Raw genomic sequence first — 12,634 nt, 5'->3', positions numbered from 1 at the left:
TTACACTTGCTGAACGGTTATTCTTAATTCCTTCATTTTTATAATCGATAAATCCGTTAAAATTGAAATATTAAGCGTCTTCAGTCTCGGCCGGCCCCGAAAAACAGCCAGGCTTTTCGACCGGCGAGATTGCTTTACCGACGCTAACTTTTGTCTTTGGAGAGCTGATAACAGGATGAACACCCGGCGCCGTTTTAAAATCATACTTGTGGTGCTCGCGGCTATCGCAGCGGGCGGACTTTACTGGTGGCACAGCCACGGCGAGCCGCAAAAAACAGCCGAACGCCCGCACGCTTCCGGCGGCGGTCGTAAAGCCGCAGGCGGCCCGCTGGCGCCGGTGCAGGCCGCCGCCGCCGCGCGTCAGAGCGTGCCGCAATACCTGACCGGGCTGGGCACCGTGGCCGCCGCCAATACCGTTACGCTGCGCAGCCGCGTCGATGGCGATCTGATGGCGCTTCACTTTACCGAAGGCCAGGAAGTTAAAGCGGGCCAGCTGCTGGCGGAAATCGATCCTCGCCCCTTCCAGGTCGCGCTGACGCAGGCGCAGGGCCAGCTGGCAAGAGATCAGGCGACGCTTGCCAACGCGCGTCGCGATCTGGCGCGGCTGGAGAAGCTGGTGAAAACCAACCTGGTTTCGCAGCAGGAGCTGGATACGCAGCGCGCGCTGGTCAGTGAAACCCTGGGCACGATCAAAGCGGACGAGGGCAGCGTTGCCAGCGCGCAGCTGAACCTGACCTACAGCCGCATCACCTCGCCCATTTCCGGCCGCGTCGGGCTGCGTCAGGTGGATATTGGCAACTATATCAGCAGCGGCGATACCAACGGCATCGTGGTGATCACCCAAACGCATCCTGTCGAGCTGGTGTTCAGCCTGCCTGAAAACCAGATCGAAACCCTGCTGAACGCGCAAAAAGCCGGGCAGCCGGTGCCGGTAGAAGCCTGGGACCGCAGCAACAAAACGCTGCTGGCGACCGGTTCGCTGCTGAGCATGGATAATCAGATCGACGTTACGACCGGTACGATTAAAGTCAAAGCGCAGTTCACTAATCAGGACGACCGCCTGTTTCCTAATCAGTTTGTCAACGCGCGTTTGCAGGTCAACACGCTGCACGACGCCATTGTTATCCCGGTAGCGGCGCTGCAAATGGGCAATGAGGGGCATTTTGTCTGGGTGGTTAACAGCGACGGCAAGGTCAGTAAAAAGACTATCACCGTCAGCGTGCAGGACAGCGAAAAAGCGATTGTGGATGCCGGACTGGATGAAGGCGAAAAAGTGGTGACCGACGGTATCGATCGCCTGACGGAAGGTGCCACGGTAGAAGTGGTCGCGCCGCAGGCCACGCCGCTGCCGGGCACCGGCACGCCGCCCGCTAAGGGAGCGCGCCAGTAATGCAGGTGATGCCTTCCAACCCCGGCGGCGGCCCTTCCCGCCAGTTTATTATGCGTCCGGTGGCAACCACGCTGCTGATGGTCGCTATCCTGCTGGCCGGTATTCTGGGCTACCGCTCGCTGCCCGTTTCGGCGCTGCCGGAGGTCGACTACCCCACCATTCAGGTGGTGACGCTCTACCCCGGCGCCAGCCCGGACGTGATGACCTCGGCCGTTACCGCGCCGCTGGAGCGCCAGTTCGGCCAGATGTCGGGCTTAAAGCAGATGGCTTCGCAGAGTTCCGGCGGCGCGTCGGTCGTGACGCTACAGTTTCAGCTAACGCTGCCGCTGGACGTGGCCGAGCAGGAGGTGCAGGCCGCCATCAACGCCGCGACCAATCTGCTGCCGTCCGATCTGCCAAACCCGCCGGTTTACAGCAAGGTGAACCCCGCCGATCCGCCGATCATGACGCTGGCCGTGACCACCACCAGTATGCCGATGACCCAGGTGCAGGATATGGTGGAGACGCGCGTGGCGCAGAAGATTTCGCAGGTTTCCGGCGTGGGTCTGGTGACGCTCGCGGGCGGCCAGCGGCCAGCGGTGCGGGTGAAGCTCAACGCGCAGGCGCTGGCCTCGCTGGGCTTAACCAGCGAAACGGTGCGCACCGCCATCAGCAGCGCCAACGTTAATTCGGCTAAAGGCAGCCTGGACGGCCCGGAGCGCTCGATTACGCTTTCCGCCAACGATCAGATGAAGTCGGCGGAAGATTATCGGCAGCTGATTATCAGCTGGCAGAACGGTGCGCCGGTGCGCCTGCGCGACGTCGCTACCGTGGAACAGGGAGCGGAAAACAGCTGGCTGGGCGCCTGGGCTAACCGCCAGCAGGCTATCGTGCTTAATATTCAGCGGCAGCCGGGCGCAAACATTATCACCACCGCCGACAGCATTCGCCAGATGCTGCCCGCGCTGACCGCCTCCCTGCCGAAGTCGGTCGAGGTCAAAGTGCTGACCGACCGCACCACCAATATTCGCGCCTCGGTCAACGACGTGCAGTTCGAGCTGATGCTGGCAATCGCGCTGGTGGTGATGATCATCTATCTGTTTCTGCGCAACGTGCCGGCAACGATTATTCCGGCGGTCGCGGTGCCGCTGTCGCTGGTCGGCACCTTTGCCGTGATCTACTTCCTCGGCTTCTCCGTCAATAACCTGACGCTGATGGCGTTGACCATCGCCACCGGCTTTGTGGTCGATGACGCTATCGTGGTAATTGAAAATATCTCCCGCTATATCGAAAAAGGCGAAAAGCCGCTGGACGCGGCGCTGAAGGGCGCGGGCGAGATCGGCTTTACCATTATCTCACTGACCTTCTCGCTGATTGCGGTGCTGATCCCGCTGCTGTTTATGGGCGATATCGTCGGCAGGCTGTTCCGCGAGTTTGCCGTTACGCTGGCGGTATCAATCCTGATTTCCGCCGTGGTGTCGCTGACGCTGACGCCGATGATGTGCGCGCGGATGCTCAGCGTGGAATCCTTGCGCAAGCAGAACCGCTTTTCGCGCGCCAGCGAGGCGATGTTCGATCGCGTCATTGCCGCCTATGGCCGCTTTCTCAAGCGCGTGCTGGATCACCAGTGGCTGACGCTTGGCGTGGCGCTCGGCACGCTGGCCATCACCGTGCTGCTGTGGATAGCTATCCCGAAAGGCTTTTTCCCCTTGCAGGATAACGGCATTATTCAGGGCACGGTGCAGGCGCCGCAGTCGGTTTCCTGGGCCAGCATGGCGCAGCGCCAGCAGCAGGTCGCGTCGATTATTATGAAAGATCCGGCGGTACAGAGCCTGACCTCGTTTGTCGGCGTGGACGGCACCAATCCGGCGCTGAACAGCGGACGGCTGCAAATCAACCTTAAGCCGCTGGACGAGCGTGAGGATCGCATTCCGGCGGTGATTGCCCGTTTACAGCAGGCGGTCGCCGCCCTGCCCGGCATTAACCTTTATCTTCAGCCGGTGCAGGATCTCACCATCGATACCCAGCTCAGCCGCACGCAGTATCAGTTTACGCTGCAAACCGGCTCGCTGGATTCGCTGAGCCTGTGGGTGCCGAAGCTCACCGAGGCGCTGAACCAGCTGCCGCAGCTGAAAGACGTCAGCAGCGACTGGCAGGATCGCGGGCTGGAAGCCTATATCAAGGTGGATCGCGATAACGCCAGCCGTCTTGGCATCAGCATGGCGGACGTCGACAACGCGCTCTATAACGCCTTTGGTCAGCGGCTGATCTCCACTATCTATACCCAGGCCAGCCAGTATCGCGTGGTGCTGGAAAACGATATTTCCGCCACGCCGGGCCTTGCCGCGCTGGAATCGATTCGCCTGACCAGCACCGACGGCGGCAGCGTGCCGCTCAGCGCTATTGCCAGCGTGGAGCAGCGTCACGGCGCGTTAAGCATCAATCATCTGGATCAGTTCCCTTCCACCACCTTCTCGTTTAACGTCCGCGACGGCTATTCGCTGGAGGAGGCGGTGAACGCCATTACTCAGGCTGAACAGACGATGGCAATGCCCGCCGAGATCGTCACGAAGTTCCAGGGCAGCACGCTGGCGTTTCAGGCGGCGCTCTCCAGCACCGTCTGGCTGATCGTGGCCGCCGTGGTGGCGATGTATATCGTGCTGGGCGTGCTGTATGAAAGTTTTATCCATCCGATCACCATTCTTTCCACGCTGCCGACGGCGGGCGTCGGCGCGCTGCTGGCGCTGATGCTCAGCGGCAACGAGCTGGATGTGATCGCTATCATCGGCATTATCCTGCTGATCGGCATCGTGAAGAAAAACGCCATTATGATGATTGACTTCGCGCTGGCGGCGGAGCGCGAACAGGGCATGACGCCTTATGACGCGATCTATCAGGCCTGCCTGCTGCGCTTCCGGCCGATCCTGATGACCACGCTGGCGGCGCTGCTGGGCGCGCTGCCGCTGATGCTGAGCACCGGGGTCGGCGCCGAGCTGCGGCATCCGCTTGGCGTGGCGATGGTGGGCGGCCTGATCGTCAGCCAGGTGCTGACGCTGTTCACCACGCCGGTCATCTATCTGCTGTTCGATCGCCTGGCGCAGGCCGCCCGTCGTCGTCTGCCGTCGAAGGAGGCGCAGTGAAATTTTTTGCGCTGTTTATTCACCGCCCGGTCGCCACTATTCTGCTGACCATCGCCATCGCGCTGGCGGGCGCGCTGAGCTTTCGCCTGCTGCCGGTCGCGCCGCTGCCGCAGGTCGATTTCCCGGTGATTTTAATCTCCGCTTCGCTGCCCGGCGCATCGCCGGAGACGATGGCTTCGTCAGTGGCCACACCGCTGGAACGGTCACTGGGCCGCATCGCGGGCGTCAGCGAGATGACCTCCACCAGCTCGCTGGGCAGCACGCGCATCATTCTGGTTTTTGATTACGATCGCGATATCAACGGCGCGGCGCGCGACGTGCAGGGCGCGATCAACGCGGCGCAAAGCCTGCTGCCGACGGGGATGCCGAGCCGGCCGACCTGGCGCAAAATCAACCCTTCCGACGCGCCGATTATGATTATGACGCTGACGTCGGACGCCTGGTCGCAGGGCGATCTGTACGACTACGCCTCTACCCAGCTGGCGCAGAAGCTGGCGCAGATCGAGGGCGTGGGCGACGTCTCCGTAGGCGGCAGCTCGCTGCCAGCGGTGCGCGTGGATCTGAATCCGCAGGCGCTGTTTAACCAGGGCGTGTCGCTGGACGCGGTGCGCACGGCCATCAGCAACGCCAACCAGCGCAGGCCGCAGGGCGCGATTGAAGACAGCCATCAACGCTGGCAGATCAAAACCAACGACGAGCTGAAAACGGCGGCGGAGTATCAGCCGCTGATCGTGCACTACAGCAACGGCGCGGCGGTGCGGCTCCAGGATGTCGCCAACGTCACCGACTCGGTGCAGGACGTGCGCAACGCCGGGATGGCCAACGCTAAACCGGCGATTTTGCTGCTGATCCGCAAGCTGCCCGAAGCCAATATTATCGATACCGTCGATCGTATTCGCACGGCGGTGCCGGAGCTGCGCAACAGCATTCCCGCCTCCATTCAGCTGGATGTTGCGCAGGATCGCTCGCCAACTATCCGCGCGTCGCTGGCCGAAGTGGAACAGTCGCTGGTGATTTCCGTCGGGCTGGTAATCCTGGTGGTGTTCGCCTTCTTGCGTTCGGGCCGCGCCACGCTGATCCCTGCCGTTGCCGTGCCGGTGTCGCTGATCGGCACCTTTGCCGCCATGTATCTCTGCGGCTTCAGCCTCAACAACCTGTCGCTGATGGCGCTGACGGTGGCGACGGGGTTTGTGGTGGATGACGCCATCGTGGTGCTGGAAAATATTTCCCGCCACGTGGAGGCGGGCATGAAGCCGATTCAGGCCGCGCTGCAGGGAACGCGCGAGGTCGGCTTTACCGTGCTGTCGATGAGCCTGTCGCTGGTGGCGGTGTTCCTGCCGCTGCTGATGCTCGGCGGGCTGATTGGCCGCTTTTTCCGCGAGTTTGCCGTGACGCTCTCCGTCTCCATTATCATTTCGCTGCTGATCTCGGTGACGCTGACGCCGATGATGTGCGGCCGCCTGCTGAAAGCGCATGCCCGCCGCGAGCAGCCGCGCCTGCGCGGTTTCGGCCGCGTGCTGACGGGCATTCAGCAGGGCTACGGCCGCTCGCTGAACTGGGTGCTGAACCATTCGCGCTGGACGCTGCTGGTGTTTATCGCCACCATCGGCCTGACCATGTACCTGTACGTCGTGGTGCCGAAAACCTTTATGCCAGAGCAGGATACCGGGCGGCTGATGGGCTTTATCCAGGCGGATCAGAGCATCTCTTTCCAGTCGATGCGCGGCAAGCTGGAAGATTTTATGAAAATCGTCCGTGACGATCCGGCGGTGGAAAGCGTGGTCGGCTTTACCGGCGGCTCGCGCACCAACAGCGGCTCAATGTTTATTTCGCTTAAACCGCTCAGCGAACGCAGCGACAGCGCCCAGGCGGTGATCGCCCGGCTACGCGGCAAGCTGGCGAAAGAACCGGGCGCGAGCCTGTTTTTAATGGCGGTACAGGATTTAAGAGTGGGCGGGCGCGAGTCGAACGCGGGCTATCAGTACACGCTGCTGTCGGACGATCTGGACGATTTGCGCAGCTGGGAGCCGAAAATTCGTCAGGCGTTTTCTAAGCTGCCCGAGCTGGCGGACGTTAACTCCGATCAGCAGGACAAAGGCGCCGAGATGGCGCTGGTTTACGATCGCACCCGCATGGCGCAGCTGGGCATCAACGTCGCCGACGCCAACAGCCTGCTGAATAACGCCTTCGGCCAGCGGCAGATCTCCACCATTTACCAGCCGCTGAATCAGTATAAGGTGGTGATGGAGGTCGACCCGCGCTATACCCAGGACGTCAGCTCGCTGGATCTGATGTACGTGATCAACAACGACGGCAAGGCGATTCCGCTTTCCGGCTTTGCGAAGTGGCAGCCCGCCAACGCGCCGCTGTCGGTGAACCATGAGGGGCTTTCCGCCGCTTCGACGGTGTCGTTTAACCTGCCGGAAGGCGTCTCGCTTTCTCAGGCGTCCGAGGCTATCGAGCGCAGCATGACCGCGCTGGGCGTACCGTCCAGCGTGCGCGGCAGCTTTGCCGGCACGGCGCAGATCTTTCAGGAGACGCAAAGCAGCCAGCTGTGGCTGATCCTGGCCGCCATCGCCACCGTTTATATCGTGCTGGGCATTCTTTACGAGAGCTATGTGCATCCGCTGACTATCCTCTCCACCCTGCCCTCTGCGGGCGTGGGCGCGCTGCTGGCGCTGGAGCTGTTTGGCGCGCCCTTCAGCCTGATTGCGCTGATCGGCATTCTGCTGCTGATCGGCATCGTGAAAAAGAACGCTATCATGATGGTCGACTTCGCGCTGGATGCGCAGCGCAACGGCAATCTGAGCGCGCGCGAGGCGATCTTCCAGGCCAGCCTGCTGCGCTTCCGCCCCATTATGATGACCACGCTGGCGGCGCTGCTGGGCGCGCTGCCGCTGGTGCTGACCACGGGCGACGGCGCGGAACTGCGCCAGCCGCTGGGGATCACCATCGTCGGCGGCCTGGTGATGAGCCAGCTGCTGACGCTCTACACCACGCCGGTGGTTTATCTCTATATGGATAAGCTGCGCAGAAAACCGGCCGCGCGCAGGCGCGCAGGCGCGACCGGCTGATGGAGACGCTTCCGGCCGGCGTGCGCTGGCAGCTGTGGATTGTGGCGTTCGGCTTCTTTATGCAGTCGCTGGACACCACTATCGTCAACACCGCGCTGCCCGCGATGGCGCACAGCCTGCACCAGGATCCACTGCAAATGCATTCGGTGGTGGTTTCCTACGTGCTGACAGTGGCGGTGATGCTGCCGGTCAGCGGCTGGCTGGCCGATCGCTTCGGCGTGCGCAATATCTTCTTCAGCGCTATCGTGCTGTTCACCATCGGGTCGCTGTTTTGCGCACTCTCCTCCACCCTTGACCAGCTGATCGCCTCGCGCGTGCTGCAAGGCGTCGGCGGCGCGATGATGGTGCCGGTCGGCAGGCTGACGGTGATGAAGCTGGTGCCGCGCGCGCAGTATATGGCCGCGATGACCTTTGTGACGCTGCCGGGCCAGGTCGGGCCGCTGCTGGGGCCGGTAGTGGGCGGCGCGCTGGTGCAGTACGCCAGCTGGCACTGGATTTTCCTGCTGAACCTGCCGGTCGGCCTGGCGGGCGCGGCGGCAACGCTGCTGCTGCTGCCCGATCTGCGCCTGCCGCGCCGCCGCTTTGACTTTCGCGGTTTTCTGCTGCTGGCCGCAGGCATGGCGACGCTGACGCTGGCGCTGGACGGCTCGCGCGGCGCCGGTTTTTCTCCGCTGCTGCTCTGTTTGTTTATCCTGACGGGCGTCCTGGCCCTGCTGTCCTATCTGCTCTATGCCCGCGCCAACGACCAGGCGCTGTTCAGCCTGAAGCTGTTCGACAACCGTATTTATTCTGTCGGCCTGTTGGGCAGCCTTACCGGGCGGATCGGCAGCGGCATGCTGCCTTTTATGACGCCGATCTTCCTGCAGGTCGGCATGGGCTATACGCCTTTTCACGCGGGGCTGATGATGATCCCGATGGTGCTGGGCAATATGGGCATGAAGCGCATTGTGGTGCAGATCGTTAACCGTTTCGGCTACCGTAACGTGCTGGTCGGCGCTACCGTCGCCCTGGCGCTGGTGGTGCTGCTGTTCCCGGTGACGGCGCTGCTTGGCTGGGAGGCGCTGCTGCCGCTGGTGCTGTTCCTGCAGGGCATGGTTAACGCCATTCGTTTTTCGGCCATGAACACGCTGACGCTGAAGGATTTGCCGGACGAGCTGGCCAGCAGCGGCAACAGCCTGCTGTCGATGGTGATGCAGCTGTCGACGAGCGTGGGCGTCACGCTGGCCGGGCTGCTGCTCGGCACCTTTGCTGCTCAACAGTCGCAGCCTGAGCTAATGCAGCAGGCCTTTATTTCAACCTGGATCTGTATGGCGGCGGTGATTGTTCTGCCCGCGCTGGTGTTTCGCCACGTGCCGCCAGACGTCACCAAAAACGTGGTGCTGAGCCGTCGGAGAAAGCCCTGAATGTTTGCAAAATTACGTATCGGCATCACCGCCAAGCTGTTTATCGCTATTTTTTCCACCTGTATGCTGGTGCTGATCACCATGCACTGGGGCGTGCGCCTCAGCTTTGAGCACGGCTTTATCGACTATATCAAAAAAGGCAACGAGCAGCGGCTGGGGCTGCTGAGCGACGCGCTGGCCGATCAGTATGAGCAGCACGGCAACTGGGACTTTCTGCGCCATAACAACAAGCTGGTGTTTCAGATCCTGCATTCGCTGGAGCAGAACCCGGAGGCGAATAATCAGCTGCCGCCGCACGGCTGGCGCACGCAGTTCTGGATCATCGATCAGCAATATCGCGTGATGATGGGGCCGCGCGGGCCGGTGCCGCCGGAAGGCACCCGCCGCAGCATTACCACCAGCAGCGGCCATATCGTGGGCTGGGTGATCGGCTCGCCGCCGGAAAGGCTGACCCGCAGCGCGGATATTAACTTCGATCAGCAGCAGAAGCGCACCAGCTGGATGATTGTCGGCCTGACCATGCTGCTGGCGGCGCTGGTGACCTGGCTGATGTCGCGCGGCCTGCTCGCGCCGGTGAAAAGGCTGGTCGAGGGCACGCATCACCTGGCCGCCGGGGATTTCGCCACGCGCGTCAAGGCCGACAGCCGCGATGAGCTGGGCCGCCTGGGCCAGGATTTTAACCGACTGGCCAGCACGCTGGAGAAAAACGAAAGTATGCGGCGCGCTTTTATGGCGGATATTTCGCACGAGCTGCGCACGCCGCTGGCGATCCTGCGCGGCGAGCTGGAGGCCATTCAGGACGGCGTGCGCAAGCTGACGCCGGAGTCGATTGTCTCCCTACAGGGTGAAGTCGCGACGCTGACCAAGCTGGTGGAGGACGTGCATCAGCTTTCACTCTCTGACGAAGGCGCGCTGGCCTATCGCCGCAGCGATATCGATCTGGTGCCGCTGCTGGAAATGGTCGCCGCAAATTTTACGGGACGCTACCAAAGCCGACATCTGACTTTGCAGCTTCGCCTGCCCGATTCCGCACCGCTGTTTGGCGATCCGGATCGCCTGATGCAGCTGTTCACCAACCTGATGGAAAACAGCCTGCGCTATACCGATGCGGGCGGCGGCCTGGTGGTGACGCTGCGCGCGGAACAGGGCCAGCAAATTATCGATTTTGAGGACAGCGCGCCGGGCATTACCGACGAGCAGCGCGAGCAGATTTTTGAGCGTTTCTACCGGGCGGAAAGCTCGCGCAACCGCGCCAGCGGCGGTTCCGGCCTGGGGCTGGCCATCTGTCAGAATATCGTGGAGGCGCACGAGGGCGCGATCAAAGCGGATCACTCTGCTGCCGGTGGCCTTAAAATTACGGTACACTTACCCGCAAGACTAACCCGGGCGTAATGCGCCTGCTTGCAAAGAAGAGTGTCATGAATCAGGAACCGCTTAGCCCACTGATCCTGGTGGTTGAGGATGAACCCAAGCTCGGCCAGCTGCTGGTCGATTATTTGCAGGCCGCCAATTACCGCACGCATCATCTGCTGCGCGGCGACGAGGTGCTGGAATGGGTTAAGCAGACGCCGCCGGATCTGATGCTGCTGGATTTAATGCTGCCGGGCGTGGATGGCCTGACGCTGTGCCGCGAGCTGCGCCGTTTCTCTGAGCTGCCGGTGATTATGGTTACCGCCAGAACAGAAGAGATCGACCGGCTGCTGGGGCTGGAGATTGGCGCCGACGACTATATCTGCAAGCCTTTCAGCCCGCGTGAAGTGGTCGCGCGGGTGAAAACTATCCTCAAGCGCTGCAAGCGTACGCCGGAAGAGGCGCAAAAAGCGTCGCTGCTGGTGGTGGATGAAGCGCGTTTTCAGGCCAGCTGGAACAGCACGCCGCTGGAGCTGACGCCCGCCGAGTTTCGCCTGCTGAAAACGCTGGCGCATGAGCCAGGCAAAGTCTTTTCGCGCGAGATGCTGCTGAACCATCTGTATGACGACTATCGCGTGGTGACCGACCGCACCATCGACAGCCATATCAAGAATCTGCGCCGCAAGCTGGAGGCGCTGGATGCCGATCAGCCCTTTATCCGCGCGGTCTACGGCATGGGCTACCGCTGGGAAGCGGACGTGTGCCGCTTGATCTAGCGCAATTTACATTCCTGCCGCCAGCTTTTACAATCCCCGCACATTTTGTAAGGCCGTCATACGGCCTTATGCCAGGATTGAGACCTCTATGTTTAAACCAGAACTGCTTTCTCCCGCCGGCTCGCTGAAAAACATGCGCTACGCCTTTGCCTATGGCGCGGACGCCGTCTATGCCGGTCAGCCTCGCTACAGCCTGCGCGTGCGCAACAATGAGTTCAACCACGAAAATCTGGCTATCGGCATCAGTGAAGCGCACGCGCAGGGAAAGCGATTCTACGTCGTGGTGAATATCGCGCCGCATAACGCCAAGCTGAAAACCTTTATCCGCGATCTGACGCCCGTCGTGGCGATGGGGCCGGACGCGCTGATTATGTCCGATCCCGGTTTAATTATGATGGTGCGCGATGCCTTCCCGGAGATGGACGTTCACCTTTCCGTGCAGGCCAACGCGGTCAACTGGGCCACGGTCAGGTTCTGGCAGCAGATGGGGCTGACGCGCGTTATCCTCTCGCGCGAGCTTTCGCTGGAGGAGATCGCCGAAATCCGCGAGCGCGTGCCGGAAATGGAACTGGAAATTTTCGTGCACGGCGCGCTCTGCATGGCCTATTCCGGCCGCTGCCTGCTTTCCGGCTATATCAACAAGCGCGACCCGAATCAGGGCACCTGCACCAACGCCTGCCGCTGGGAATATAAGGTGCAGGAAGGCAAAGAGGATGAAATCGGCAATATCGTGCACCAGTATCAGCCCATTCCGGTAAAAAACGTCGAGCCGACGCTGGGCGTGGGCCAGCCAACCGACAAAGTCTTTATGATTGAGGAAGCCATGCGTCCCGGCGAGTATATGACCGCCTTTGAGGATGAGCACGGCACCTATATTATGAACTCCAAAGATCTGCGCGCGGTGGCGCACGTGGAGCAGCTGACGAAGATGGGCGTGCACTCGCTGAAAATTGAAGGCCGTACCAAATCGCATTATTACTGCGCCCGCACCGCGCAGGTTTATCGTCGCGCCATCGATGACGCCGCCGCAGGCAAACCCTTCGATGCCTCCCTGCTGGAAACGCTGGAAGGCCTGGCCCATCGCGGCTATACGGAAGGCTTTTTACGCCGCCACACGCATGACAGCTACCAGACTTACGACCGCAGCTTCTCCGCTTCCGAGCGCCAGCAGTTTGTCGGCGAGTTTACCGGCGAACGCCGTGGCGACATGGCGCTGGTCGAAGTAAAAAACAAGTTCAGCCTGGGCGACAGCCTGGAGCTGATGACGCCAGCAGGCAACGTCAATTTCCGCCTGGAGCAGATGGAAAATCAAAAAGGCCAACCGACCAGCGTCGCGCCGGGCAACGGCCACTTTGTCTGGATCCCGGTGCCGGAAGCGATCGACCTCGCTTTCGCGCTGCTGATGCGCAATTTTCCTGAATCGGCATAACGTTCAGGGTGCTAAAAGTTTCCTGACGTGACTTTTAGAATGCCATCACATTCCGGCGCGCCGTTTCCGGTTATGATGCACGGGCCTCGAATG

At 61.5% G+C, this 12,634-nt stretch carries 7 protein-coding genes; all 7 read left to right on the top strand.

What is annotated here, in order from left to right; genetic code table 11:
• Positions 1-175: 175 nt before the first annotated feature.
• The 7 genes from ACMGEE_RS11840 to trhP all read left to right on the top strand — a co-directional run bounded on the left by ACMGEE_RS11840 (position 176) and on the right by trhP (position 12,541).
• Positions 176-1,390 carry an MdtA/MuxA family multidrug efflux RND transporter periplasmic adaptor subunit gene (locus ACMGEE_RS11840; RefSeq protein ID WP_301730475.1) on the top strand — a complete coding sequence of 405 codons (1,215 nt, stop codon included), beginning with the start codon at positions 176-178 and terminating at the stop codon, positions 1,388-1,390.
• Positions 1,390-4,509 carry an MdtB/MuxB family multidrug efflux RND transporter permease subunit gene (locus ACMGEE_RS11835; protein WP_253460031.1) on the top strand — a complete coding sequence of 1,040 codons (3,120 nt, stop codon included), beginning with the start codon at positions 1,390-1,392 and terminating at the stop codon, positions 4,507-4,509. The genes ACMGEE_RS11840 and ACMGEE_RS11835 overlap by 1 nt, the downstream gene beginning before the upstream one ends.
• On the top strand, positions 4,506-7,583 hold the full coding sequence (mdtC, locus tag ACMGEE_RS11830) for a multidrug efflux RND transporter permease subunit MdtC (RefSeq protein WP_436830072.1): 3,078 nt from the start codon (positions 4,506-4,508) through the stop codon (positions 7,581-7,583). The genes ACMGEE_RS11835 and mdtC overlap by 4 nt, the downstream gene beginning before the upstream one ends.
• Positions 7,583-8,986: a multidrug transporter subunit MdtD gene (mdtD, locus tag ACMGEE_RS11825; RefSeq protein WP_436830071.1), complete on the top strand. Its 1,404-nt coding sequence runs from the start codon at positions 7,583-7,585 to the stop codon at positions 8,984-8,986. The genes mdtC and mdtD overlap by 1 nt, the downstream gene beginning before the upstream one ends.
• Positions 8,987-10,378, top strand: a complete 1,392-nt coding sequence (baeS, locus tag ACMGEE_RS11820) for an envelope stress sensor histidine kinase BaeS (protein WP_436830070.1) — start codon at positions 8,987-8,989, stop codon at positions 10,376-10,378.
• Positions 10,379-10,404: 26 nt separating this feature from the next.
• Positions 10,405-11,112, top strand: coding sequence for an envelope stress response regulator BaeR (baeR, locus tag ACMGEE_RS11815; RefSeq protein WP_301251121.1), 708 nt, complete (start codon positions 10,405-10,407; stop codon positions 11,110-11,112).
• An 88-nt stretch (positions 11,113-11,200) separates the two neighbouring features.
• The gene (gene trhP, locus ACMGEE_RS11810; RefSeq protein ID WP_253460020.1) at positions 11,201-12,541 is read left to right on the top strand and encodes a prephenate-dependent tRNA uridine(34) hydroxylase TrhP; all 1,341 of its coding nucleotides are present in this window, start codon (positions 11,201-11,203) and stop codon (positions 12,539-12,541) included.
• Positions 12,542-12,634 lie beyond the last annotated feature (93 nt).

The sequence above is a fragment of the Erwinia artemisiae genome, assembly GCF_051400835.1.
GTDB classification, from domain to species: Bacteria; Pseudomonadota; Gammaproteobacteria; order Enterobacterales; family Enterobacteriaceae; genus Erwinia; species Erwinia aeris.
Note: the sequence above shows the minus strand (reverse complement) of the source record. Positions and strands in the feature narration are given on the sequence as shown.